The sequence below is a fragment of the Bacillus sp. MMSF_3353 genome (assembly GCF_030733445.1).
Taxonomy (GTDB): Bacteria; Bacillota; Bacilli; order Bacillales; family Bacillaceae_G; genus Bacillus_A; species Bacillus_A wiedmannii.
The window spans coordinates 351005-377284 of the sequence record NZ_JASHJA010000005.1 but is presented as its reverse complement, the minus strand read 5'-3'; the positions used below and the strand labels follow the sequence as shown (position 1 = coordinate 377284).

The window sequence follows — 26280 nt, the reverse complement described above, 5'->3', positions numbered from 1 at the left end:
AATATAATTCTTATATAAAACTTATTTACTTTTAAAAAAGTTATTATTTTACATAATTAAATTAAATTCCTACGTTTCCCCGTACTAACCTACAACTAAATGATAGTTTTGAAAGTGCTAAAGATCATCAACTTACATAATTTACCATATAATTTCCTAAAGACTATTCCTAAAGAATATCCAGGCTGAATTAGACTATTAACATGCTATATTCAGAATTCTTCCTTAAACCATTGTAGAGCGTCATGTTCAATTAAAATTTTGATCTTTGTTCCTCTCGTTTACGCAAATTCTTTTTTACCTAATCGCTGTTTTACAAAAATGACAAAAATAATGAAAGCGATTAGTCCTGAAATTGCACTACCTGCAAATAAAATACGGTAACCGAACATTTGCGAAACAACTCCAAGTAAAATCGCACCAAGTCCAATCCCTAAATCAAATGCGGTAAAGAATGAAGCGTTAGCAACTCCTCTTTTACTCGGATCAACAATTGTAAGCATCGCTGCTTGTAATGCGGGCTGTGCTGAACCGAATCCAACACCGTATAATGCAGCTGCGATAACTACCCCTATTAAACTATTTGAAATCGTTAATACAACTATCGCGATAATCGTAATACATAGTGCCGGGAGTATAATAAATACTTCTCCATACTTATCTAATAGTTTTCCTGAAATTGGTCTTACAATCGTTAAAGCAACTGCATATACAAGAAAGAATGTCCCAGGATTCACATCGATTGAAGATGCAAATAGCGGTAAAAACGTCGTAATTCCTCCATATGCAAATGATAAAAAGAAAACTACAATTGTAATGGAGAGAACCGATTTTTCAAACAACTGCATTTTCCCTTTTTCTTTTTGTGGTGTGAATGGCATTTTCGTCATGAACGATAATAGGACTGCCATAAAGGATAAAAGAGTTGCCAACAAGAATAGGCCGTGAAATGAATAATGTTGTACAACCGATAATCCAATCATTGGGCCGATCGCCATTGCAATTGTCATAGCCATCCCGTACCAACCCATACCTTCACCACGGCGTGAATCTGGAATAATATCAGTTATTGCTGTTCCAACAGCTGTTGTAGAAACAGCCCATGTCACGCCATGAATAACCCGTAAAACAGCTAAAAGAACAATAGTCGATGCTAAATTATAAGAATACATCGTTATCCCAAAAAAGACGAGTCCGAAAATAATAAAAGATCTTCTCCCATATTGATCTAACATTCCTCCGATAATCGGTCGTATTACAACTGCTGCTATTGTAAACATTCCCATCATAAGTCCAACTTGTGATTCATTGCCGCCTATCTCTTTAATAAAGAGCGGGAGCGTTGGTACAAGTAAATAAAATCCTGTAAATAAAAATAACATTGCGAAAGTCATTTGAATAAATGATTTCGTCCATAATCGTTCCATTAAAATTCCTCCATAAACACGTATATTCTTGCAATTAACACCTCCATTTTACATTTTCTTAGTCCCTTTTCCCTCCGTAAATAGACGTAACTTTTTATAATAAATGGTCCACCATCAATATAAATTGGTCTTACAACTTTATAAGTATACATTAGCCTAAAGTCCTATCTATATGTACCTTTATACGCGTGAAAAGAATATACTACTTTATTATCACCACTTAGGAGTGATTATGTTATGTGGGTATCTTCAAGAGTAACAGCCGCCGTTCCTTCGACTCCTGGGATACACGTTCCAGCCGTTCATACAGCTAGTTCCGATGTAGGAATTGAACTTCCTGCAACTTGGCAACAATATCAAATTCCAGGTCAAGTTACTCCCTCATTTTGGCATCATGGCGCACATCCAAGTAGTACTACCTTTTACAACCCCAGTTATACTCCATTGCCTCAGGCTCAAGTTTTTTATCATTTTCCATCAATTTATTTTCAAAATTTCTACGGTACTTTTAACATTTAAATTTAAACGATAAAAAAGCACTTAAGATTGTAATTTTTACAAATCTTAAGTGCTTTTTTGTACTTTTTATTAACTTCTCTTATTGTCCATTATTGACAGGGACTTCTCCTGCATTCCCGCCAGTATCTGGTTGTGTGGTCGCTGGAGGTGTTGTATTTCCTTGACCTCCTCCATTATTTGCTGGAGGTGTTGTATTTCCTTGGCCTCCTCCATTATTCGCTGGAGGTGTTGTATTTCCTTGGCCTCCTCCGTTATTTGCTGGAGGTGTCGTTCCTTGGCCATTTCCATTATTTTGTTCATTTTGTTTCTTTTCTTCTTCTTGTTTCTTTTGTTCTTCTTGCTTCTTCAGTTCCTCTTGTTGCTTTTGTTCTTCTTGTTTTTTAAGCTCTTCTTGTTTCTTTTCTTCTTCTTTGTTTTTCTCTTCTTCAGTTTTTTGCTTTTGATCTGGTTTTGGTTGTTCCGTTGTATCCGGTACGCTCGTATTTGGTGAAGAATCACGTTTTTCACCTTTTATACGTAGCTCACTACCTTCTTGAATAACACTACTTGGCATTTTAAAGCGTGATTTGTCAGTAGCAAACTCACTCATCATTTCTTTAAAGATCAACTGTGCAATTTTCGTATTTTTACTACTAATATACTCGTCTTTACCATCTTTCATATATCCAGTCCATACCGCCATCGTATATTGCGGCGTATAACCTGCAAACCAACTATCACGAGTCGCACTTTCTGGAATTTTATATTGAGCTAGTTGTTTTGAATCATAGTTTGTTGTACCTGTTTTACCAGCTACATCTAAAGAACTAATATTTGCTGCTGTACCAGTACCAGATGTTACTACTGAACGAAGCATATCAGTAATCATATATGCTGTAGAGTCAGCTATAACTTGTTTTGGTTTTTGCTCAAAACTTTGTGACTTGCCGTCTGGATAAACTACTTTCTTAACAAAATGCGGTTTTGCATACTTTCCACCATTACCAAATGTCGCATAAGCACCCGCCATTTCAGTTGGTGATACTTCGTTTGTACCAATAGCGGTAGATTCTGCCGGCGGTTTATTAAATGTAATACCTAATTTCTCAGAGAATTCCTTTGATTTATTAAGTCCTACTTCTTTTGCAGTTTTAACTGCTGGAACGTTACGTGACATTTTTAATGCTTCACGCATAGTAATTGGGCCTAAATGACTTCTGTCCGCATTTCGAAGTTCTTGTCCAGTTGAATATTTAAATGGAGAATCATCAATTTGATGGTACGTAGCCCATTTTAAATATTCAATAGCAGGACCGTAATCAAAGATTGGCTTCATCGTTGAACCAGCTGCACGATCTAATTCAATTGCCATATTATGCCCTTTAAATACTGCTTTATTTTCACCGCGCCCACTACCTATAGCACGAACCTCACCTGTTTTCGTATCCATAAATGTGAAAGCACCTTGGAATTTATCATTTGGATAATTAATAATATTTTCATTTAATATCCTATCAGCAGACTTCTGTGCATCTCGGTCTAAAGTTGTATAAATTTCTAAACCGTCAGAACCAATGTTAGCATCTGGCAATTCTTTTTCAACTTCTTTCACAACCGCATCCATAAATGCAGGATATGGCATTGCCTGAACAGTTGCAGTTTTAAGTCCATCTGTTACTTTAACTTTCGAAGCTTCTTCCATTTCTGCCTTCGTAATATAACCATGTCGATTCATTAATTTTAGTACAACATCTCTTCTTTCTGTTGCTCTTTGAATATTGTCCGTTTTCGTTGGATCATAGTTATTCGGTGCTTTCGGTAAACCTGCAAGCATCGCAACTTCTGGTAATGTTAACTCTTTTAATTCTTTACCATAGTAGTTTTGTGCTGCTGTTGCGATACCATATGAACGGTTTCCTAAGTTAATTTTATTTAAATACATTTCTAAAATTTCATGTTTTGAATATTGTTGTTCTAGCTTATACGCTAAATATATTTCCTGAACTTTACGTTTTGATGTTTTTTCCATCGATAAGAAATAGTTTTTAATAACCTGTTGCGTTATTGTACTTCCACCTTGTGAACCGTAATCTCCTTTAAGACTCACCAAGACAGCACGGGCAGTACCTTTAAAGTCTACTCCACTATGCTCATAAAAACGTGAATCTTCTGTTGCTAAAAATGCATTTTCTACTAATTTAGGAATTTGATCATACGTAACATTCGTCCGTTTTTCTTTCCCGTATTCATATACCAAATCGCCATTTTTATCATAAATTTTTGAGGATAACGGATTAACAAGTTTTGCTTTCTCAAGTTTTGGTGCATCCTTAATCATTACGAAGAAGGTAGCAACCCCCGCCACTAAACCAACAATACCAAGTAATAAACAAGTAATTAAAAACTTACGAAAGAATGAAGTTTTCCCTTTTGGTTTTTGTGTTTTAGAAGCTGGCTGTTTTTTCTTTTTAACTTGTCGTCGTTCCTCTCGAGAACGATAATTTTCTGACATGTTACTTTCTCCTGCCTTTCAATTCTCCCGTTGATTTACTTAAAAATATTGAGGTCACTTTCTAAACTGAAGTTAATTAAGAAAGTATATCGACCTGGAGCATTCAATATTTTCCTAATTCACAGATTATAAATTTTAGAATACTTCTTATACAAACTATTTTCACTTCTATTTTTCCTAATAATGCTGCCCCTTTAAGCATAGAATGTAAAAAGTGAATTTTTAATACCTCGTATAAATAATATACCTTTTTTTCAAATGGTCAATATTTTCTTATTTATAAATCAAAGGTGAAATAAAAATAGCACAACGATATGTACTTCGTGTGAACTTCCTTATAATTACGTATAACGAACATTTAATATATTGCATATAAGTATAATACCTCTTTAATTATAAGGATTTCAACACCACAACCTCAACATCTACAAGAAATTATTAAAAATGAGAAGTGAGGAGTTGCGTAATGATGAAACTATCTCCCGTGATTTCAAAAAATATAGTTGCTGTTGGCTATAATCCTTTTTCTATGATTTTGCGCATTCAATTAAAGAATGGAATGTATGATTTCTTTAACGTGCCTGAAAACATTTACACCGGTTTATTAAGCGCACAATCTAAAACTAATTATCACAATACTTATATTAAAAATTCTTACCGCTATACTAAAATTTAAACTTAAACAGAATGAAAAAAAGAAAGGAGGTAGTCCCCCTTTCTTTTTACAATCATTTCACGACTTAGCTATCTTCTATTCCTCTTATTCATTTCATCATATGCTTCAATTTGTTTTTTTAATCTCCGGTCTGCTTTTTTATCATGTACAACTAATATCGCATGTATAACTCCTGGAACCCAAAATATTAATGTTAATAGGAAGTTAATTATTGCTTGAAATGGTTTTCCACAAAATAATACGGCTACTGGTGGTAGTAGAATTGCCAATAAATACATCATCTCTTGAAAACTCCTTGTTTTGTATTTTTTATCTCTCTTCTTTTCATACGCTCACAAAACCAATTATTTTTATATTTCATAAATTCCAATTAAGCATGAAAAACTTTTCTACTCTTATATATTCTATTCAAATGCCTAAAAACCTACTACTTCAATCTTACCACGTATGTAAAATTAAAATCCCCCTTCCTTTATCAAATGTGTATTTTCATATTTTTATTTTTTCTAATCTGTCTTCTTTCTCTATTATAGTTAATCCAATCGCAGAAATAATAGTTCCTATTGCTTGTATCCAAATACCAATGAGTGCTATTATCTTCTCATTCTTCTTATCAACCATACTGCCTTCATTTTCTATTTCGTTCTTTGATACATTAATAATACCTTGATACGCTTGAAGTCCAGCACCTAAACTTTGCAAAGAATTACCTAGTATTATAATTCTCTGTATTGCTTTCATCTGAAGTAAAGCTGCTTCTACTCCTAAAAAAGCACCAATCGATTGTAAACTGTTCCCGATAATTATGAGATAATCATTCTCTTTCAATTGTTTATTTATATTAAAATATGTTCCTATTACATTTGATATATTCCCTAATGCTAATAATTCAATGCCCATTTTATCAAGCATTTCACTTTTATTCTCCAAACACATATTTTGATTTTCTCTTTCAGCTTCATTTCCGGTATCATTACTCGCTATTATTTGTAATATATAACCGAGGGCTTGTAATGAGCTTCCTACAATTACAAGATCTGATTCAACTTTCTCTTCTCCAATAAATCCTCTTGTCGTCCCAATAGCCGCAGTAAGATTTCCTCCTACTTGAAACCATGCTCCTGTCACTTTTAAACCGCTTGGATTCATTTTTATCACCTATTTAGAAATTTTCTAGTGCTTTTTTCGCCATACACAAATGACATCCTTTATCTCATATTTATTTTCTATATGTAATTTTGTGCATTCTAAAATGTGTTAATCATACAAAAAAGCACCTTTAAGGTACTTTTTTTAGACAAAGCGTATATCACTGAAAATATGCTAATTAAAAGATACGTATACAATTCAAAATATATTTACATACATTCTGGGCATGTCAATGAAGCTCCATTTTTATCTATTGTTATATTTAATATATATTGAATCGCATGATGTGACCACATTTCAGGTGTGGGTGATTCATTTACATACTGTGGTGCACATGAATACAGCATTGGGCTCCTAATACTTCCGCCCGGATCTAAAGCAACTACAGCCATACCATAGGGTAATTCAAGTGCCATAGATTTCGTGATACCTTCAATTGCAAACTTTGAGGCACAATATGGCGCCAGCTCAGCTTCTCCCTCTCGGCCCCAACTAGAACTCATATTAATAATCATTCCTTCTTTCCTAGCTACCATCGCTGGGACAAATGCCCTAATTACATTTACTACACCATTTACGTTTACATTCATTACATTTTCGAATTCTTGAGCTGTTACTTTCCACAGTGGCGCATTTTTATTAACAATCGATGCATTATTTATTAACAAGTCAGGTGCTCTATATCTATGAAGTATATAACTCGCCCAATTACTTACTTGCTGGGAGTCTGAAACATCGATTATTTGAAAATCATGTATATTACCGTAATATTTTTTCAATTCTTCAATTTTATCTTTTGAACGTCCACAGCCATATATATTCCATCCCAATTCATGAAATCGATCAACCATTGCACGACCTAATCCTTGCGTCACTCCTGTAATCATTACAACTTTTCCAGTTTCGTTTCGCTGCATATACCTCTCCTCCTTTATAAAATTTTACACTCTCCCTTTTCATTCAGCCATTTACTAAAGTATCAACTCATTTCATACTTTAGTAGGTGTTTTTATGTAAGCAAAAAGAGTAACCATAACAGTTACTCTTGCTTATATATCAAAAAAGTCATTATTTATTTCGTTATTGCTTTTATATTTCAGCTTCTCTTTCCCGCATTTCTCACACAATATATAAAAGTTACACCTAGATTACCTCTTTTAAAATCTTCATTATCCTTAATAAAACCATATTTATGCTTACAGTGAGATTCATCTAAAAAAATTTTAAACCATTTTTTCAACATAGAACAGTTAACCTCTATGAAAGAATCTTCATCTATTCTGATTACCGATTTTTATTTAAATTCTCAATCTCATTTTGCAACTTTTTGAATTGTTCAAAATGCATAGTGATAGATTGACTATTTCCATAATCAACACTATGCTTCACAAATAAAACACCAGTGTCATGAAAAATTGCTTCCAGTTCTTTTCTGATGGATACTTTCATTATATGTGCTGTTTTAATAGCCGATAAAATTGCAATTTCATTAAACTTTAATTTTATTTCATTTGGACAAAATGCTTCTTCAACCAATATAACTTCATTGCTATAAATAAGTGCAACAAGATTACTTGATTTTGCATCTGTTAAATCTACTTTTTTTATAACATTATTCATTACATTTTGCCTCCTTTGATTTTGTATATATTAATTATACAATTGTTTTTTAAAATTAATCGACCTTACATTAATTTTAACATACTTTTATTTTAGGATTAAGCTACACTTCAAACGTTTTACTATTCCACAATTTTTGTTACATGAACCATTTGGACTATAAGGCCATATAGTAATGTTAACAAATGATTGTAAAGCGGGTGAAAACTATGCCCTCAGTTGTAGGGAATTTAGTTGTACAAAATAGTAACGGTTCATTTAACTTAGGCGATTTCTACAACGTTTCTCCGAAAGAAAATACGAAGGCTTATAATGGATCTGGTGCTTCAAACGTTGGTTTTGTTGTTAATACTTTTAATGGCGTGAGCGCGACTAATACGTTTGATTCTGACCTTGCAGATCAAAACCAAGTGGGTACAGCCTAATCCTATTTTTTCATCGTTCTGTTTAGGAATTTTAAATTTGTCTATACTATAATTAGGCTGTTACACAGCTATTATTGATTTTTGGAGTACCCTATCTTTTTCTCCCTTTCCCTGGGGCTCAGCAGCTAGTATGAAGCTAGCTGCTTTTTCGTTTCATTATTTATATCCCTCATCTAAAATAACGTAAAGGAAGCTAAAATTGAAATTTCAGCTTCCTTTACGTTATTTCAATAATATCAGAAGTATTAAATACGTAAGTTTTATAAAATGCGTCCGTACATATTACAATGCGCTTTAGCGGGTTTATATGCACTACTGTCATATAACTTGTAAGGATGTAACCATCTTCAAAATATGTCACCAATATTTCTTTCTCAGACAATAATGACGTTAATAATTTATCAGAAATTCTCTCTTTTGCTTCGTTTGTTAAGAGCGGTTTTTGTACTTTAAACTTCTCTCCAATAACCTTTCGCAAACTTAACAACTGTTCCGACATTACTGTAAATGGAACCCATTCTCTTTCTATTTTCTGCACCTTTACATCATTCATTTCTTTATCTCCTTGATCATTTATCCATTCAATTTCACACATAATGGTACTCAATTATTCTTTCATAATGCTAGGCTCATATTTATCCGGCATTAACAGGTAGTGAAGCTCCTACCTCAAAATCCGCTATATGCGAGGAGGTAAGACGAAAATCAACTGCCCGTTAACGCTTAATTGGTGAAAGCTAATAAATAACGGACGATGAACACCCTGCTTATTAAAGTTTCACTTTATTTCTTATTCGTATACTATCTACACATACAAGAACATTCGTTCTAATTATACACGAACCTACGTTCTTTTGGAATGATTTAAATTATATTTTTATCCATCATTTATTTTTTCTTCATCAAGTGAGCTTTTCACTTCTTATATAATAGGCCGTCCACATATCAACAGAAAAAGCGACTTCATACAAAGTGAAGTCGCTTTTTTCTAATAACGTATATTTCCATATTTACTTTTCTATCCTGACAAGCGTTCTTTCCGGGATACAAATCTCATCTATATTAAAATGATTTATTTTTAATTTAATTCTCCCACTCGTTCCTGATCTTCATCACCAACCCAACAACTGAATAATTCAAAATAGTCCCCCTCATTTAAATAACCTTCCATAATCGAGCATAAAGCTAATAGCTTTTTTTAGCTTCTTTCTTCTCCTTTTCACTTTGCCACTCAACAAGTTCAATGCCCCAGCTCGTTGAAACTTCATACGTGTAACTTGTTTGAAATTGAAACTCTTGTACAATTTCAAGCATACTTTCATCTGAAAAGCACGACCCAAAAACAATTACATCATTAGAATCTGGATCCGTTAACGGAATTTCTACATTGCACCCTATATAACTTGCTAAACTCATTTTTACTCCTCCAATATTCATATACAAAATACTTTATATGAATATTTATCTGCTCGAATATAAAATCCCTGCCTAAACTAAAAAGTTTTAATTTTTCAAGTTTATTAACCAACTATAAATGAAAGCATATATTATAAAGAACGAACTCACAAAATTTAAGGAATTTATAACGAACCACAATTCATTCCTTATGAATTTCTATGAAAAGAGAGCAATTTAAACACTCTCTTTTCGTACATAATGTATAAAACTATTTATAAATAATTGCCCCCTATTATTACATATATTTTGGTTGTACTATTATATGTAACTCCCTCTCTGTTACTGCTTTTTTTGGGTTACGAAAATACTCTAATTCATATTTTAATACTTCATACTCAACCATCCCAATCTTGATCCCTTTCGTTTCTTTTAAAATAGCTAATAAGTTGCTTATATCTTCATCATACGATTCAAAAACCTTCCCTCCACCTTCTCTTTGAAAAATTACTTTCATATTTTCTCCTCCTACGTAATATATTTATCTATTAAATAATTTCTTTAAAAGCATTCTTTCCTCTGAAAATTTCATACTAAAAAGAACATTCTTTTTTAGTAGAATGCTCTGCTTTTCACTTCATTTAACATCAATATTTTTTCAATACTATTGTATGTTTCATTCTGCAAATTATGTTTATCCACTTCAATAAAGAAAAACTTAAATCACTTCAGGTTTTAATTAGCCCGCGCCAATCAGACTACATGCAAATAGTGGAATGAAATTAAGCAAACGAAACATTATAATATCAACATTCTATGAAGCATTGATCATTCCAATTTTTAAAAAATACATAAATTCCCATTGAAATTCTTAATATTTAAATGTAATATTATATTGTCTTACTATCTATTTATAACACACACACTAACTAGAAAAGGGAACCTATATAGGTTCCCTTTTCTAATTACAATCATTATTTCTTTTCTAGAAATTCAAATGTATTTTTAAATTCTTTATCATTCACTTTAATACCAGCATCTTTCAATAAATCATTAACTACTTGCTGTTTCCATTTACCTGTCGTATCTTGTAGTCTTTGCTGTTCTAAATCTTTACGAATTTGATCTTTTACTTCATCAAATGGCTTCAATTCTTTTTTATCTGTCACTTTAATAATATGGTACCCGTAAGTTGTTTTTACTGACTCACTTACTTGTCCTGCATTTAATTTATATGCAGCTTCCTCAAATTCTTTCACCGTTTGCCCTGGAGCAAAACCAGTTATTTCCCCACCTTGTTCTTTTGAACCAGTATCCTCTGAATATTGCTTCGCTAAAGCTGCAAAATCTTCTCCATTATTTACTTTCTCTTTCACTTCTTTAGCAGTCTTTTCATCTTTCACTAAAATGTGACTTACCTTCATTTCTGGTTTATAGTTATCTTTTACATCTTTTTCTGTGACAGTCGCTTTAATCGCTTTCTCAAATGCGATTTCTGGCTTCATTTTTTCTTTTAATTCATCTTCATTTTTCAATCCAACTTGCTCTAAAGTCGATTTGAAGTTGTCACCCATTTTATCTTTTGCTTCTTCTACTTGTTTTTTTGCTTCCTCATCTGAAACTTTATATTTATCTAGCAACGCCTTACTTAACACCATTTGGTATAAAGTACTTTCCCCATATTTTTGTCTTAATTCTTTACTTAACTCTTTCTCTGTAACATTTCCTACTTTTGATGTTACTACATTGTCTGAGGAACCACATGCCGATAATGCCAGTAGTACGCATGAAATAATTGTTCCTAAAAATAGCTTTTTCTTTTTCAATTCAAAATACCTCACTTTTATTATTATATAAGAATAACTATACAATGTACTTGTGTTAACAATGTGTTTTCCACATGTAATTCATTTCATTTGAATAAACTATGTATCTTGTTCTTTTTTGTTCAAATATTAAAGGTCATCTTACTATTTATCAGTAAAATGACCCTTTACGTATTCCTATAGATTCTTAATAGTTACATGTTCTTCCAGTATCCAATTATTTTGCCCGATATCTACTGCATTTTTGGCTCTTCCCCACACACGAAAAGATTTTGATCCATCAATATTTCCTTTATAATTTATACATTCAGGCTCTGCATAATAATTCACTCCATACCCAACAGGATATTTTGAAACTGCATAAAACCATTCTACATCAAAATGTTTTACATATACCCACTGTTTATCATTGCCTAAGCAAATCATATCTTTATCTGCGTCTTCCCAATAACCATGTAAGACTAAATATGGATTTTTTTGAGTGATTGTACCTGTAAACTGAGGATTCGTAGGATTTTCATATACGTTTATGCCATATCCATCAGGATATTTTGAAACTGCAATACCAATACCATTTGATTGCTGTGTATTCTCTTTGTTAAATTGAATAGATTGATTTACTTGATCCGAACCTATAAACCAAGAAAGCGACTTATTTCCTATTAATTGATTTAAATCACATTTCCCAATACCAGGAACATTTCCCGCATCAGTATATTGCCAAATATCACACGGATATGCTGGCTTATTTCCTCCATAACGAGGAATCCATACAAAATCAACTTCAATATTACGTGCTCCAAATGATACATACGTGTGATGCCCCACGTATAGCCCTACTTTTTTCGCACCTAAACGGCGTAATTCATCTATAAACGCTTGTGTCCCCCCTTGCATATCCATCATCGTTTGAATTTCTACGTCCACCACCCAAAACTTAGCAGATTTATCGCCACGACTCCAAAAATCTTGTGCCTCTTTCCTTGCATCAGCAATAGATATAAAGCGACAAAATGCATAATTACCAAATGGAATACTGCGTTTCTTCATTTCATTCACATAATTTTGATACATAAAATCTACCGTATTCGAGCCATCTTGAACTCTAGCAATAACTAAATCTAGCCGAGATGCTGCAATATCCCAATCAATAGTTCCATTCCATTTTGAAATATCGATAATATACCCCACTACAATTCATCCCCTTTTTAATATCATATTCAAAGCTTGTCTTATTGAAAGCCCCTTATGCCTAATACTAGCTATCTATAATATAAATAAGGAGAATCTATATTATTTTTCAAAACATATAATCTTTTAATTAAACTTCCACTAATTTTATTTATTTTTCATACAGCTCATTCACAAATTCGAGATATGCACTATCATCTATTAGTAAATAATATCAATTAATTAACCTTTCATTAGCGCTATTATTAGAAACGTTTTCATTATTACTACTCATCGATATTAATCTTCTTTAGACTAATAAACATATGTATGACAGCTAACTTACTGTGTTTCTTGCGATTATTCTATATTCACGAAAATGATTTCCCTCACATTTCTTATATATTTTCAATTCAAACAGACTACTTTTACATACTATATGAAATTCTGTAACTCTTTCATCAGTGGCAGTTTCGTTCATGATTCACAGCTTGTTAACCTGTAATTAGCTAGACAAAGTAACGTTTATGCATACAAAAAAGACATTTTCTATTAATGAAAATGTCTTCTTACAATTTAGTAAAACAGTTTTGGTGTCAACTCTGTATTTTGTAATTGTGCACTCTCACCGCTCGGAACACAGCTTGTGGAGAATAAAATTGGGATATCACAAATGTCATCGTTCATTACATCATGAAATACATTTGCAGCAACACCAGTAAATGTTTGACATAAATTTGAAATATCATCATTAAAAAATTGAATCACTTGCGCAGTAAAAACTGGAAAGACAACATTTGATCCACCAGGAAGCTGCGGCTGTACAACAACTTGTTCAAAATAAGGATTATTTTCTAACGCCACTTGAAATAAATGAGCAATTTCAAATGCATCTAGTGGACATGGAAGTGGATTTACAATGTTATTTTCATTATTAGTTACAATAACTGTTACACTTACATTCCCAAATTCTACAAAAGATTTTAGAAGCGTTGCTAACGCTATCGCTTTTTCATTACTTAACGCATGCACTAAAATAATATAATTCCCGCCAACTGGAATTAGCGGACCAACTGAAACAGTTGGATCAGCACCAATTGAATTTTTTAACTCATTGAAATATGTGATCCACGGTGGTGAAAGCTGAGCTTGTACATTTTCTTGCACTCTTTCATTACCTCCTAATACAATTCTTACTACTATAATATGTATCAAGGAAAAAAGTGTATTAGATAAATTACTTATTTTTTGCTTTTACCTATTATATCGATTAAACATTTTATAGAACATTCTCAGTTTCCTATGCATTTCCCACATTTTCACCACGGCATAAAACCCCATATTATTATCAACTCAACTAAAATTTCATATTATATTAATACGCCTTTATAATCTGAACGAAAAAGTGCAGAATAAGATGCTGCATATGAGGAGCTGATTTTATGAAAAAAAAACCTATCGTGGTTAAAGTTCCACCAAACTCAAAACTAAAAATCACATTTTTCGGTCCATGTAACGAGGTAATTACAAATGTTTCTATAATTAACCAACTTTCCACACCTAAGTGTCAAACTATTACGCAATATCCAAACTATAAGAAATACGAAACTGAAGTACGATCATTATCCAGTTGTTAATCCATTCTATTCACAATCCTTACAATTTGGTTAGCTCCGCGACGACGGGAATAGACCAAAATTACTCATTTCATGTTATTCCATTGATAATCTATTGATTTTTCACACGTTTTTATTAACCGAGCATATATTATCGTATGGAAATTATCCACTCATAAAACCTATCTTTCTTTAGAGCGTACTTTTTATGTATGCTCTTTTTTTTATTTATCTCTCATTCTGTAAACATAAACCTGCTCACTTTTATATTTCACGGGCGATCAACCTATCTGCTGCTTATAAACAATTTAATCAATGTGTAATCAACAATACTCCTTTATTTATTATACGTTCACTATTCTGTTAAATTAGTGTATTGATTGATTCAATCATCATTCATTAATATATTCCCCTTCTAAATTGACCAAATATGTATTAAAATTCTTTATATACTCAAGGAGGTCAAAAATGTTCAAGTTGCATCCCATACTACTCATCTTAGGATTTATTTTATTTTTATATAGTGTAATCGTCTTAATGTTTTTCCTTTCTATACAATAGCAATACCTACACAAACCTATGTTAAATATGTAATTTCTATATAGTAAAGAAAAAGCCCGTAATTATACGGCCTTTTATGTATTAATAAATTAAGATGTCTTTTCTATTCCATAAGACGACTAGCAAATGTAATGCAAAAGAAATTTCACAACCATGTTATATGTTTCGTTGTACTCTTTTTTTTACCTGTAGAAGATCCAATGCTCAAAATAAGATACCCCTTTCCCCCTTACATCCTAGTACGTGAAATGCTCCTGAAAAAAACTACATTTAACCTATTTACTTATATATTTTAGAAAAACAATAATAATCCTCCACCATTTGGTGAAGGGGATTAACTAAACCTACTGAAAAGTGTTGTATTGTCTTCGTTATTCAGTTGGTAAAGGGAATCTTGCAGCCTCAAAGTGAACCGTATTCAAACCATTAACATTTTGTACAATTACTCCAGTAACACTACTCTCAGCAAAAACTTCAACTGAATCCCCTGCTTCTAATTGAAGAATAGACGTTACTGAAACATCATTGTTAAAAAATACACCAGTCCCAAAGAAATCATTATCAATTGCTATTGCTGGATTTCCATTCACACGAATCTCAACTCTAGCTCTGTAATTTACATTAAAATCATTTGGAGAGAATGTTATATTCCCTAATACACTATATACCCCTTTAGTCTTCGGAATAAAAATAGATGTTGCTGCATTATATTCATTCGCTAAATCAAACTGTTCATTTTGAAATAATACTTTAACTGAAGTATTTTCCGGAACAGGTTGATTCATTGTATTAACAGCTCTAAATGCAGACGCCCTTACAAGCTTTTCTTTCTTATCATCACAACAATTCACTTTTACATACTTTCTATCACATTGACTATTTTTTCTAAAGCAATCATGACTTTTCTTTTTATAATCTTTACAATACTTACAGTAATAACAAGACGTAGTAAGTCCCCCTTTAAATTTATTATTACATACTATGCAATATAGATTAGAATAGTTTGGACAAACTGTTACTATTTTCAATAGAATAAAATATCCCCACCATTTCGGTGAGGATTATTCTTTCTCTTTTGTTTACTGGACTTTATTTAATTGGAGAAGGGAATCTTGCAGCTTCAAAATGTGAGCCGTCTTCTGAAGGACTTAAAACTCCGTCTATGCTACTTTGTGCATAAACCTCAACTTGATCTCCTTCATTCAATTGAATAATCGTCGAAACACTTACTACATTTCCAAAACCTATTGGACCGAAAAAGTCATTATCTATAGCTATTGCTGCGTTTCCATTTACACGAATTTCTACACGAGCTCTATAATTTAAACTAGGATCGTTTGGAAAGAAACCAATCGTTCCAATAATAGAGTAAACTCCCCTAGTCTTCGGAATAAAAATAGACGTTACTGGATTATACTCATTTGCTAAATCAAATTGTTCATTTTGGAACAATACCTTTACAAAAGTATTGGCAGGAACCGTTTGATTCACCGTATTTCTAGCTCTAAATGCAGATGCCCTAACAAGCTTCTCCTCGTTGTCATTACACTTACTCGTGCTCTTACAACAATCATGCTGTTTCTTTTTATACTCTTTACAATACTTACAGTAGTAATAGCAAGACATGCTAGTTCCCCTTTCATGCTTATTACCACATATTATGTAAGGGGGATTCGCAATGTTTGGACGAGCTATTGTTTTAGCACTATACTTATCGCCTATTTATATACACTTGAGAGGAAAACATATTAATAAAAACACAACCTAGATGTATAGTGCAATCCATTCAAACTTAACGAATTTACCGAAAAAACTCTCCTTCCAAAGGCGTAGGAAGGGCGATAGCCCAGCGCTCGATGGGAGATGAATTTCGGTTTGGGATACCTGCCCCCTACTGATTAAACTTTCAATTTATAGATTAAATACAGTTCCATATGGGATAGTAAGAAAAGAACTTCCATACGGTGTGATTTGATGCACTGGGTAAAAATACTCCATAGATGAATAATACGGCTGGATACCTTGTTGCTGCATTTGCATTTGTTGTTGCATTTGTAATGCTTGTTGAACAGCTTGAACTGTACTTTGTGCTCCACTAAACGTTATTGATGTACCATACGCTGGTCGCATACCAGCTTGAGTAGCAAAATAAGAATAAAACATTACTTTCATCTCACTTCCCTAAAAGTAATTACAAGTTATGTTATGATTCTTTATTTCAGTGGGTGCGGAGAGTTAATCTATTAGCTTTGATTAGGTTTAAAGATTTTTATTATCTGTTACACTTTCATATTTCATTTACAAGGTTCATCTACTAATACTAATTTAATTTTTGAAGGGGCATTTCATTAACAAGTTTCTGATAACTATTTTTTAAATTCGACTACTTTCAAAATTTTAGAAATGAATGTTTAAGATTACTAAAAATAGATTACTTATCTATACAACCTTCACAAAATAAAAACACCCTAAACGGATGCTTTATTTTTCACTACTTTTATTCATTAACAATAATTCAATTGTCCTCGTATTTCACCATTAGAATGTTGTACTGTATGAACATTAATATATATGTTTCCAGATATGATTTCATTTACAAGAGTACCTAATGTTTGACCCGCTAACGGCCCGACCAAATCTTCTTGAGTAATCATTCCCGTAAGAGTTGCACACTCTATTGAAACTGGATTTGTTATAGGTCCAAATAAAAAAGCTACAACAGGACCGTTCGTTCCTTTTGACCCAAGATGCAGATGGGCAGCTACTACATCCTCTATATCGAATAAATCTAGCTTGAATTTTAAGCTAAGCTTGTCCGGGCTTAATTTAAAGAAAGCCTCTCCTCGAGCACCTGTTTCTACTGGTGGAACTTCATTCCTACCGCGTAACTTTGCAAAGAACATATTTACCACTCCTACGTTGTTATATACTCCTAATATATTCTTGTCCTTCATATATAGTGTTAATAAATCAGGTATTAGTCTACTTAATTTTTTTATACCATAGGTTAAATTATCAATTTCTATTAAATCTATTAATCTTACTATTACGTATTTTAATTTTATTCATATACTATATTAGATTACTCGGAAGGAGGCGAAAGTATGGAAAGCTGTGTTTTGTTCGTTAATGGACAACCTCTTTTAGTGGTCTCAGTCGCTGGAATCGAAATTGCTAGATTAGAACTTTCTCTTCAAGTAGCATTGACCTTAATAGCATTAGGAATTCCAATCTGTGCATAAACGTTAGGTATCTATTCAAAAGAGAGCTTAGGCTCTCTTTTTTATTTATATCTTTCCTTCACAACAAAAAAAGACACCACTAAAAGCACGGCATCGCGTAAAATAACTGCTATTTGTTTAATCATTTCTTCACTAGCAACCCTAATTCATGTAGAATTTCTGAGAACGAATAGCCATATGCAAAACCTACAATACGAATCCCTGGAATCCATCTATGTTCTAAATTTTCATTGTATGTTTTCTTATAATACTTTAATTTAGAGTCTATACTGTATTTGTCGTTAATAATTACTTCATCGCTATGAAATCCATCCATTTCAATCTGAACAGCTACGTACTCTGCTCCCTCAATAAAGGCTTTGTTATAACACTTTTCTAATTCTTCTAATGTCACTCCCATTATTAACCTCCTTTCCAAATGGGTGTTTTGTTCAATAAAAAAAGAGCATCTAGATCAGTAGATGCGAAGATATATATAAGGTAAGCTCTTGGAGTATTTAATAGATTATAAACTGGTTGCTTGTCCTACAATATATTATATGATTTTCATATAAAAATGGTTCATCAAAAAACAAGGTGAAAATTACTCATTGTCATTTTAGAAAATAGTTACATTTTACTTTTTTAAACTAGTCTATCAATCGCTCCCTTCCAACTCCTCATTTTCTTCACTTATTTGTCCAATTAATGAAATTACGGAACCGACGGCCTGTATCCAACTTCCTGCAATTTCTATCAGCTGTCTTCCTTTATTTTTTCATTCGGTTCGCTATTTATTTGAGTGTTTAAATTTTTTCCATTTATATTACTTTTCCTATAAAACAAAGTAGTTTTTGCAAATAGATGATTTCTTCACTAAAACACTTAATAAATTACTCTTTTATGTTTTAAGTTAATAAAAATATATTTCCATTTTGTTTTCTAGCCTTACTTACACTTCTTGTTAATAACCAAGTATTAATTATACGTCCCATAAGAACGTCTTGATTTTCTAAACATATACTTAGAAGAAAAATATTCCTGAACATTACACAAATACTTACAAATCCTTTAAATGCAGAAGAAAATACAAACTCTTAAAGCATACTTAACGATGATAAAATTTTAAAAAGGAGGTAATTATGAAAAATAATCAAAACTCAAACGATCCGTGCAAAAAATTCCAATTTCCCTGTTTTATTTCTATATCCCCTTGTGATCAAAGTAATTGTTGTACACCTGTTTTTTTCTCATTTTCTCAGCAACAAGAATTATTGTCCCTAATTAACCAATTAAATCAAGCTATCCTTTCTTTCTTTACCACGCCAAATCCGACAACTATACAAATACTCCAATCATCATTACAAGCGTTAAATGATTTAATCATTGCAGTACAACCAAATACTCCAAATAAAAATTTAGTTATACGAACTATCACTCAATTAATCAATTCTTTGCCCACTGCATCTCTTACTCAAATCTCTGCGTTATTCCAATTTTTATTCCAAAATTTATCTTCGCTCATTAGTTGTTCCAATATATCGGACCCATTGTTACAACAAACATTCAACTTAATTTTGCAAGGAATATTGAATAGTTCTCTATTAAATATTATCGGAATACCCGGTCCTACTGGAGCGACAGGACCTAGAGGATTTTCAGGACCTAAAGGAGCTACTGGTCCTCAAGGTGTGCAAGGTATTCAAGGGCCAGAAGGACCAGAAGGAGCTACTGGTCCTCAAGGTGTGCAAGGGCTTCAAGGACCGGAAGGACTTGCAGGAGCTACTGGACCTCAAGGCGTGGAAGGGCTTCAAGGGCCAGAAGGACCGGAAGGACCGACTGGACCCCAAGGTGTGCAAGGGCTTCAAGGACCACCTGGACCACCTGGACCCACTGGCTCTGGGACTGGAATGGGAGTTCCTGGACCACCAGGACCGACTGGACCTCAGGGAGTACAAGGCATTCAAGGGCCGGAAGGACCAGAAGGAGCTACTGGACCTCAAGGTGTGCAAGGCATTCAAGGGCCGGAAGGACTCGAAGGGCCGACTGGACCTCAAGGTGTGCAAGGTATTCAAGGACCGGAAGGACCAGAAGGGCCGACTGGACCTCAAGGTGTGCAAGGTATTCAAGGACCGGAAGGACCACCAGGACCGACTGGAGATTGTGAGTGTCCAACAGGACCTACGGGACCGACTGGGCCAACCGGCCCCACTGGACCTGCATGTAATTTCCTTGTTTATGTTACAAACGCAGGGGCCATAGACGATCCCACAGATGATACAGTATCTGTAATTAATACCGGAACAAATACAGTTGTTGCTACAATTACTGTAGATAATGCTCCTCTTGAAGTAACCGTTTCACCAAATGGGACTCGCGCTTATGTTACTAATATTTTTTCTGATACCGTATCCGTTATTAATACTTCTACAAATTCTGTTATCGCTACCATTCCTGTTGGAAGCGACCCGATTGGTGTAGCTGTTTCTCCAAATAATACAACTGTTTATGTTGGAAATCACGGTAATAATACTGTTTCTGTTATAAATGCTGCTACTAACACAGTTGTTGCTACCATTCCTGTTGGTAACGCTCCGCAAGGAATCACCGTTTCTCCAAATGGAACCTTTGCATATGTCGCAAACGAATTAAGCAACACAATTTCTGTTATTAATACTGCTACTAATACAGTTAGCGCTACTATTCCTGTTGGCATTCGTCCTAGAATAATCGTCTTTACACTAGATGGCACTCGTGCCTATGTCACAAATCAAAACAGCAATACTGTTTCTGTTATTGACACCGCTACTAATTCCGTAATTAATACAATTAACGTAGGTACTGAACCGGTTGGTATAGATATTACACCAGATGGCACACGTATTTACGTTGTAAATAAAGTTAGTAATAATGTATCAGTAATAAGCGTGGCGACAAATACTGTAATTAATACAATTCCTGTTGCCTTATCCCCGGATCAAGTAACCATCATACCAGATGGCACTCTCGCCTACGTTACAAACCAAGGTAGCAATACTGTTTCTGTTATCAATACTGCTACAAATATGGTTATAGATACTGTTCCAGTAGGCGTTGCTCCAACTGGTATAGCAACTGGAACTATTTGTGAATAAAAAAACAGAGAGACAAAAATATATGTCTCTCTGTTTTTTTCATTCCTTAAAAACTTCATATTCAAAGTCCCCCTTGTATGAAATGAAGTAACTGCTTAACTTTACGAACGTGAAAAACAGTCACAAATTATCTATATCACGCTCTAATCATATTTTCTAATCTTCTAAAATTCTTTTATAAAATAAAAAAGCAGCTGTTAAGCTACTTTACATTCGTTTTATCCCCAAGAGAAATGATATATATATTCTCCCGTTACACTTTGATTAATCCCATTAATTCTAGCAAACCGCATTAAGTCCGCTCCTTGAAGAAAATACATCGCAAGCATTACTGGCACTTGTGACCACATAAACTGATAAAGCTCCTCGGCTCTCAAGTTTGTCGAAACAATTAAATCATTTACAGGTCCTTGATTCCATACAGAAGTTCTAACTGAAATAAACGGAAGATCCTTTCCATTTACCACTATTCTTGCCATACTTTGAGTTATGTCCATATCAATGCCCTCCATCATTACAAAAATCGGACCTGTGTATTTACTCCTATGGTTATAAATATTCTTGACTTTCATAAATGACTAAGGCAAACCTCTATTTTTCGCTTCTATTCAAATAAATTTATTTATTACAGTAAAAAACAAATGAAATTTTAGTATTACTCTCCCTCAACTTCCGTATTATTTAAATATTCCATACCCTTGTTCGCTTTAAAAATCTGGTATGCAAAATTACATATCTTATTATCTCAATATCACTTTATTAACTACAATTTGATAGAAATTCATTTGAATCACCTGATAAATCAACATTTGTAATTTAATTCCTTATTTTAAATTCCACCTTATTATTCTTAAACACTATATTCAAATAATTATATTGGAATTTCTTGTTGTATACACATCTATCTTTTTCATGTATTATATACGAGAAGAGTAAGGTAAGAGTTACTCTTTGCCATTTTAGGAAAGGTCCTGTTGGAAACAACAGGACCTTTTTTCATATAATTGCATTTCCGTTTATTTCCATAATATTATTTATCAAAAACACTATGCCCACGTAACAAATATCTGTAAATCCATGAATATGCATGCGCTTTATGAAAAAAATAAAAAAGCACGTTATTCGTCATTTTAACGATAGCGCGCTTCACTCATCTTCTTTATTTGCTTTCTTTGATTTTTCATTCTCTTCTTTCTGGGCTTTCTCCACTGCTTTTAAAAACCCTTCCAATGCTTTTTTCGGATTATTATCATTTAGTGGGTGTAGATCCATTCCAGTTTCCTCCTCTTAGAAAGTATTCCATGAATACCAAGCTCAATAAGAAATACAAAAGCCACAGCACTCACACACCGTGGCTGAATATATAAAATAAATTGGGATTTTCGTCATTTTTGCGAATCAGCTTTACAATTACCATTGTGTATGAACATCGGTTTTTCTAGCATCTAGTTCACCTCCTTAAAAATGCAGGATTTCCCTTTCCAATATTGAATTAGTAACATTTGGAAAGGAGGTGTAACATGGCGGAAATTAAAGTGGGACTTACACAATTTTTAGACTTCACACTGAAAAGTAGTGCAGCTAAAACAAATTTTGTAAAGAATTTAAAATCTCAACCTGAATATCACCCGGTTTTTGATTACTGGAAACAATTACGAGAAACTGTTATTAAATTTCATAAAAACGAACTACCTTTTGATTGTTTTGAAACATTAGTACAAACTGTTGATCAGAAGAAAAAGCAAAACTACATTGATGTTATAAAGCAGTACAAAAAATTTATTAAAAACAAAGAAGTCTCTTGGTTTGATCCAGGTAAATCACATTGGTTATCAGATAATTTAATCGTCCGCTCATCACCTGAACTCGGTTTGCTCATTAATGATGAGCCGCATCTTATTAAACTATTTTTCAAAGGAAAAAAAGAGCGAATTGATAAATATAACATCAACTCAACACTGACATTATTAAATGAATCAACATTTTCAAATAAATATAACGATGTGAATTATACTGTCCTTAACATCCAAAAGAACAGAATGTATACGAATAACTCTATTAATAATGATCATTTAATAGCTCTTGAATCAGAAGCCCACCAGCTTTGTTATTTATGGAATAAGATATAAAGGGTATAGGTATCTCTTTCAATACCTTGTTCATGCGTAATTTGGGCACAATTTTCACAAATCCAATTCGTTTCTTTTAATTGAAGCTCACCTTCTTGTTTCTCACAAACAATGCAAGGTGGGCGTTTTTGTTTCTTCACCCATTTTCAACATCCTAATTCCCCTGACTTCTTAACCGCTAAATAATTCCTAAGATGTTCTTATGATCCCTTTCGCGTTCCACATCATGTTTTTTCTTTCACTCTATACAGTGCAGCAATTTCCCCTCTTGTTAGTCACGCTTCTTTCACCCATATTACTTTTTGGGGTTGTGATTATTGCTGGAACTCATATAACGCCGCCCTAATCTCTTCTCTCACAACTTTACGAATACGTTCTTATAACGATTCCTCTAAATTCATACATGCATCCCCTACATCTTTTTTTGAATTTCCTGCTTGTTGTTTAATTCACTCATAAAATTTATGAGTAATGATTATCCACCGTTTACCTTCTCTAAGTACCAGAAAGAGATTGCTTGTTTTATCCGACATTACATTTCAGTCGCTTCATAAACATCTCATAAAAATATGTGAGGAAAAAAAGAACGTTATAGCAATGGCTATCATGAATACAATTTGAATTACCCTACTTATAATAGTAACCTTACAATTCAGAAGTTTGACACAACCCTAGAAAAAGCTTATAAAGAAAAGTGAGGTTCCAACCTAAAATATTAATAGTGAAAAAGGAGAAACAAAACATGAAAGAAATCAAATCTGAACAGGAATTCAAAGACATTATCGCAAGTGAGGAGCCAGTAGTTGTTAAGTTCTTTACTACATGGTGCCCAGATTGTGTGCGTATGGACAACTTTATCGGAGATGTAATGGAAGAGTTCAATAAGTTTGAATGGTATTCTATTAATAAAGATGAGTTCCCAAGTATCGCTGAAGAGTATCAAGTAATGGGTATTCCAAGTTTACTTGTATATCAAAATGGTGAGAAGCTAGGCCACTTACATAGTGCTAACGCAAAAACTGAAGAGCAAGTTACTGAGTTTTTAGAAGCATACTAAGATGAAGACCCTCTAAAATATATTTTCTAGAGGGTTTTTATTTTGCCCAATCACCTTTGAGCGGTGTAGTATACGGATTCATCATAATACATCTATCCTTTTCCCTATCCCCTCGATCCAAATCGCGTTCACACCCTAACTTTGCACTTTACAACATATTTTTCCTTCACGAAACTTTGTTATCCCCTTCTTAAAAACCTAAAAAACGTCAACAATGTTTGTATAGACCCACACGAGTTTCGTTTGGTACTCTATTTATAGAAAGAAATTCCTTGTAGAAAGGTGAGTGATTAAAATGGATACTCTTTCTCATAAAGAAGCTGATAAAGGTGCTATTGTCAGCATTATGGCCTACATATTTTTATCCTCTATGAAAATTATCATCAGTTATATTACCCTCTCTAGCGCATTACGTGCTGACGGTTTAAATAACTTAACGGATATCGGTGCTTCTTTAGCGATATTAATTGGTCTAAAAATCTCTCGTAAACCTCGTGACCCAGATCATCCTTATGGGCATTCACGCGCAGAACAAATTGCATCACTTGTTGCTTCTTTTATTATGGCAACGGTCGGATTAGAAGTTATTATTAGTGCTATTCAATCTTTTTTAAATCCGAAACAAGTAGCGCCTAATGTACTTGCTGCATGGGTAGCCTTATTTTCTGCTGTCGTTATGTACTTTGTATATTTATATACGAAAAAGATTGCAGCGCGCACAAAAAGTAAATCATTAGAAGCCGCTGCAAAGGATAATTTATCAGATGCTCTCGTAAGTATCGGTACAGTAGTAGGTATTGTCGGTTCGCAGTTCCAAATGCCTATTTTAGATCCTATTGCCGCTTTAATTGTCGGCCTTATTATTTGTAAAACTGCATGGGAGATTTTCGTAGAAGCTTCTCATATGTTAACGGATGGAATCGATCCAAATAAGATGGAAGAGTACGCTGGTGCTATTGAACATATTGGCGGCGTGGAAAACATCGTAGATATTCGCGCTCGTATGTACGGGAATCAAACGTACGTTGATATTACAATCGAAGTAGATGCTCGTATGGATGTTGGTGAAAGTCATTGTATTACTGATAACATCGAGGCTATGCTCCGGAAAAAGTTTGGCATTTACCATGCACACATTCATGTTGAACCAATGGAAAAAGAACCTATTATGACATAGGTTCTTTTTTAATGAACGCTTTATGAAATATAACACATAAAACGAGCCAGCTACCGCCAGCTGCCCATCCTGCTAATATGTCAGATGGATAGTGAACGCCAAGATATATTCGGCTAACTGAAATAGATAATACAACAAAGCTCGCTATAAAAATAATCAACAATTTTTTATGCAATGTAATACGTTCTTCAGTAATTGTGACGTATGCAATAAATCCTAAAAAAGCAGTAGCATTCATCGTATGACCGCTCGGAAAACTATATCCAGTTGCAGTAACAAGCTGCGTTACATCAGGTCTTGCTCGTTCGTACCATAGTTTAAGCATACTGTTTAAATAACGAGATCCATAATAATTAATTGTTAGAAGTAATGCACTAAGCAACTTTTTTCTAACGAGAAAATACATTACAAGAATGATGAGTAACGGAAAATATATTCTTTTGGAACCGATAAAAGACACCCAAGTAAAGTAAGCTGTCAAGTAATCGTTTCGAAAGCTTTGAATAAAATGCGCGACTATATTGTCAAATTTCTCAATACAAGCGGTATGATACGAAAGTGATAATACGACAAAACAAATGAGTAGCGTAAAACTTAACAAGTATAAATGTCGATATCGTTTCACATACATAACCTCACTATACAAAAAAATGGAGCGGTTGTTTTAGTTTTCCTCTCCATTTCTTT

Annotated in this window: 29 protein-coding genes and 3 pseudogenes; 9 read left to right on the top strand and 23 right to left on the bottom strand. The window is 33.4% G+C overall.

Features of this window, described 5'->3' with window-relative positions; all coding sequences use genetic code 11:
• Positions 1-281: 281 nt before the first annotated feature.
• Positions 282-1427 carry an MFS transporter gene (locus RBB48_RS15405; RefSeq protein WP_000440677.1) on the bottom strand — a complete coding sequence of 382 codons (1146 nt, stop codon included), beginning with the start codon at positions 1425-1427 and terminating at the stop codon, positions 282-284.
• 237 nt (positions 1428-1664) lie between these two features.
• Between RBB48_RS15405 and RBB48_RS15400 the strand changes: the two genes are divergently transcribed.
• The gene (locus RBB48_RS15400; RefSeq protein ID WP_306007831.1) at positions 1665-1946 is read left to right on the top strand and encodes a hypothetical protein; all 282 of its coding nucleotides are present in this window, start codon (positions 1665-1667) and stop codon (positions 1944-1946) included.
• Between the two features lie 79 nt (positions 1947-2025).
• On the opposite strand, the gene RBB48_RS15395 is transcribed toward RBB48_RS15400, so the two are convergent.
• On the bottom strand, positions 2026-4437 hold the full coding sequence (locus RBB48_RS15395; RefSeq protein WP_306007830.1) for a transglycosylase domain-containing protein: 2412 nt from the start codon (positions 4435-4437) through the stop codon (positions 2026-2028).
• Between the two features lie 466 nt (positions 4438-4903).
• Here RBB48_RS15395 and RBB48_RS15390 point away from each other — a divergent pair, with 466 nt between their 5' ends.
• Positions 4904-5113 (top strand): KTSC domain-containing protein, encoded by a 210-nt coding sequence (locus RBB48_RS15390; RefSeq protein ID WP_131933606.1) that lies wholly within the window; start codon positions 4904-4906, stop codon positions 5111-5113.
• A gap of 68 nt (positions 5114-5181) precedes the next feature.
• Here RBB48_RS15390 and RBB48_RS15385 read toward each other — a convergent pair whose 3' ends face one another.
• The 5 genes and pseudogenes from RBB48_RS15385 to RBB48_RS15365 form a co-directional block, all read right to left on the bottom strand.
• Positions 5182-5394 carry a YqaE/Pmp3 family membrane protein gene (locus tag RBB48_RS15385; RefSeq protein ID WP_000990228.1) on the bottom strand — a complete coding sequence of 71 codons (213 nt, stop codon included), beginning with the start codon at positions 5392-5394 and terminating at the stop codon, positions 5182-5184.
• A gap of 208 nt (positions 5395-5602) precedes the next feature.
• The gene (locus tag RBB48_RS15380; RefSeq protein WP_088063293.1) at positions 5603-6262 is read right to left on the bottom strand and encodes a DUF6944 family repetitive protein; all 660 of its coding nucleotides are present in this window, start codon (positions 6260-6262) and stop codon (positions 5603-5605) included.
• A 209-nt stretch (positions 6263-6471) separates the two neighbouring features.
• The gene (locus tag RBB48_RS15375) at positions 6472-7179 is read right to left on the bottom strand and encodes an SDR family oxidoreductase (RefSeq protein WP_088063292.1); all 708 of its coding nucleotides are present in this window, start codon (positions 7177-7179) and stop codon (positions 6472-6474) included.
• A 132-nt stretch (positions 7180-7311) separates the two neighbouring features.
• Positions 7312-7505, bottom strand: a pseudogene (locus tag RBB48_RS15370) (hypothetical protein).
• A 41-nt stretch (positions 7506-7546) separates the two neighbouring features.
• On the bottom strand, positions 7547-7882 hold the full coding sequence (locus tag RBB48_RS15365; protein ID WP_001066867.1) for a hypothetical protein: 336 nt from the start codon (positions 7880-7882) through the stop codon (positions 7547-7549).
• Positions 7883-8091: 209 nt separating this feature from the next.
• Here RBB48_RS15365 and gerPF point away from each other — a divergent pair, with 209 nt between their 5' ends.
• Entirely contained in the window at positions 8092-8307 is a 216-nt protein-coding gene (gene gerPF, locus RBB48_RS15360) for a spore germination protein GerPF (RefSeq protein WP_001141565.1), read from the top strand.
• 217 nt (positions 8308-8524) lie between these two features.
• On the opposite strand, the gene RBB48_RS15355 is transcribed toward gerPF, so the two are convergent.
• The 6 genes and pseudogenes from RBB48_RS15355 to RBB48_RS15330 all read right to left on the bottom strand — a co-directional run bounded on the left by RBB48_RS15355 (position 8525) and on the right by RBB48_RS15330 (position 13865).
• On the bottom strand, positions 8525-8860 hold the full coding sequence (locus RBB48_RS15355) for a YolD-like family protein (protein ID WP_088063291.1): 336 nt from the start codon (positions 8858-8860) through the stop codon (positions 8525-8527).
• Between the two features lie 457 nt (positions 8861-9317).
• A pseudogene (locus RBB48_RS31690) lies at positions 9318-9723 on the bottom strand (hypothetical protein).
• 277 nt (positions 9724-10000) lie between these two features.
• The gene (locus tag RBB48_RS15345) at positions 10001-10219 is read right to left on the bottom strand and encodes a hypothetical protein (RefSeq protein WP_087980343.1); all 219 of its coding nucleotides are present in this window, start codon (positions 10217-10219) and stop codon (positions 10001-10003) included.
• 457 nt (positions 10220-10676) lie between these two features.
• On the bottom strand, positions 10677-11528 hold the full coding sequence (locus tag RBB48_RS15340; RefSeq protein WP_088063290.1) for a peptidylprolyl isomerase PrsA: 852 nt from the start codon (positions 11526-11528) through the stop codon (positions 10677-10679).
• A 177-nt stretch (positions 11529-11705) separates the two neighbouring features.
• The gene (locus RBB48_RS15335; protein WP_088063289.1) at positions 11706-12719 is read right to left on the bottom strand and encodes a glycoside hydrolase family 25 protein; all 1014 of its coding nucleotides are present in this window, start codon (positions 12717-12719) and stop codon (positions 11706-11708) included.
• 555 nt (positions 12720-13274) lie between these two features.
• Entirely contained in the window at positions 13275-13865 is a 591-nt protein-coding gene (locus RBB48_RS15330) for a hypothetical protein (RefSeq protein WP_087982465.1), read from the bottom strand.
• 275 nt (positions 13866-14140) lie between these two features.
• Here RBB48_RS15330 and RBB48_RS15325 point away from each other — a divergent pair, with 275 nt between their 5' ends.
• Entirely contained in the window at positions 14141-14335 is a 195-nt protein-coding gene (locus RBB48_RS15325; RefSeq protein WP_060488666.1) for a hypothetical protein, read from the top strand.
• 911 nt (positions 14336-15246) lie between these two features.
• Here the strand turns inward: RBB48_RS15325 and RBB48_RS15320 are convergent.
• The 4 genes from RBB48_RS15320 to RBB48_RS15305 form a co-directional block, all read right to left on the bottom strand.
• Positions 15247-15858, bottom strand: a complete 612-nt coding sequence (locus RBB48_RS15320) for a hypothetical protein (protein WP_306007836.1) — start codon at positions 15856-15858, stop codon at positions 15247-15249.
• A gap of 106 nt (positions 15859-15964) precedes the next feature.
• Positions 15965-16501: a C1q-like domain-containing protein gene (locus tag RBB48_RS15315; protein WP_001278094.1), complete on the bottom strand. Its 537-nt coding sequence runs from the start codon at positions 16499-16501 to the stop codon at positions 15965-15967.
• A 285-nt stretch (positions 16502-16786) separates the two neighbouring features.
• Positions 16787-17038: a DUF3947 family protein gene (locus RBB48_RS15310; protein ID WP_033656336.1), complete on the bottom strand. Its 252-nt coding sequence runs from the start codon at positions 17036-17038 to the stop codon at positions 16787-16789.
• Between the two features lie 341 nt (positions 17039-17379).
• Positions 17380-17778, bottom strand: coding sequence for a CHRD domain-containing protein (locus tag RBB48_RS15305; protein WP_000464548.1), 399 nt, complete (start codon positions 17776-17778; stop codon positions 17380-17382).
• A gap of 201 nt (positions 17779-17979) precedes the next feature.
• On the opposite strand from RBB48_RS15305, the gene RBB48_RS15300 reads away from it, so the two are divergent.
• Positions 17980-18117, top strand: coding sequence for a DUF3956 family protein (locus tag RBB48_RS15300; protein ID WP_000443219.1), 138 nt, complete (start codon positions 17980-17982; stop codon positions 18115-18117).
• A 121-nt stretch (positions 18118-18238) separates the two neighbouring features.
• On the opposite strand, the gene RBB48_RS15295 is transcribed toward RBB48_RS15300, so the two are convergent.
• Both RBB48_RS15295 and RBB48_RS31855 read right to left on the bottom strand, forming a co-directional pair.
• Positions 18239-18517: a hypothetical protein gene (locus tag RBB48_RS15295; RefSeq protein ID WP_000539238.1), complete on the bottom strand. Its 279-nt coding sequence runs from the start codon at positions 18515-18517 to the stop codon at positions 18239-18241.
• A 237-nt stretch (positions 18518-18754) separates the two neighbouring features.
• Positions 18755-18924, bottom strand: a pseudogene (locus RBB48_RS31855) (DUF6944 family repetitive protein); the annotation flags it as partial.
• Positions 18925-19238: 314 nt separating this feature from the next.
• On the opposite strand from RBB48_RS31855, the gene RBB48_RS15290 reads away from it, so the two are divergent.
• On the top strand, positions 19239-21230 hold the full coding sequence (locus RBB48_RS15290; protein WP_088609399.1) for a collagen-like repeat preface domain-containing protein: 1992 nt from the start codon (positions 19239-19241) through the stop codon (positions 21228-21230).
• A gap of 218 nt (positions 21231-21448) precedes the next feature.
• On the opposite strand, the gene RBB48_RS15285 is transcribed toward RBB48_RS15290, so the two are convergent.
• Together RBB48_RS15285 and RBB48_RS15280 are read right to left on the bottom strand one after the other, a co-directional pair.
• Positions 21449-21802, bottom strand: a complete 354-nt coding sequence (locus tag RBB48_RS15285; protein WP_088063282.1) for a hypothetical protein — start codon at positions 21800-21802, stop codon at positions 21449-21451.
• A 574-nt stretch (positions 21803-22376) separates the two neighbouring features.
• Positions 22377-22502: a hypothetical protein gene (locus RBB48_RS15280; RefSeq protein ID WP_255288454.1), complete on the bottom strand. Its 126-nt coding sequence runs from the start codon at positions 22500-22502 to the stop codon at positions 22377-22379.
• Positions 22503-22750: 248 nt separating this feature from the next.
• Here RBB48_RS15280 and RBB48_RS15275 point away from each other — a divergent pair, with 248 nt between their 5' ends.
• The gene (locus RBB48_RS15275; protein WP_088063281.1) at positions 22751-23359 is read left to right on the top strand and encodes a hypothetical protein; all 609 of its coding nucleotides are present in this window, start codon (positions 22751-22753) and stop codon (positions 23357-23359) included.
• Here RBB48_RS15275 and RBB48_RS15270 read toward each other — a convergent pair.
• The gene (locus RBB48_RS15270; RefSeq protein WP_176546165.1) at positions 23338-23499 is read right to left on the bottom strand and encodes a hypothetical protein; all 162 of its coding nucleotides are present in this window, start codon (positions 23497-23499) and stop codon (positions 23338-23340) included. The genes RBB48_RS15275 and RBB48_RS15270 overlap by 22 nt on opposite strands.
• A 602-nt stretch (positions 23500-24101) precedes the next feature.
• Here RBB48_RS15270 and RBB48_RS15265 point away from each other — a divergent pair.
• Together RBB48_RS15265 and RBB48_RS15260 are read left to right on the top strand one after the other, a co-directional pair.
• Positions 24102-24416 carry a thioredoxin family protein gene (locus RBB48_RS15265; protein ID WP_000658777.1) on the top strand — a complete coding sequence of 105 codons (315 nt, stop codon included), beginning with the start codon at positions 24102-24104 and terminating at the stop codon, positions 24414-24416.
• Positions 24417-24711: 295 nt separating this feature from the next.
• The gene (locus RBB48_RS15260; RefSeq protein ID WP_141542823.1) at positions 24712-25593 is read left to right on the top strand and encodes a cation diffusion facilitator family transporter; all 882 of its coding nucleotides are present in this window, start codon (positions 24712-24714) and stop codon (positions 25591-25593) included.
• On the opposite strand, the gene RBB48_RS15255 is transcribed toward RBB48_RS15260, so the two are convergent.
• Entirely contained in the window at positions 25583-26218 is a 636-nt protein-coding gene (locus RBB48_RS15255; RefSeq protein WP_000833364.1) for a phosphatase PAP2 family protein, read from the bottom strand. The two genes, RBB48_RS15260 and RBB48_RS15255, sit on opposite strands and share 11 nt — an antisense overlap.
• Between the last annotated feature and the right edge of the window lie 62 nt (positions 26219-26280).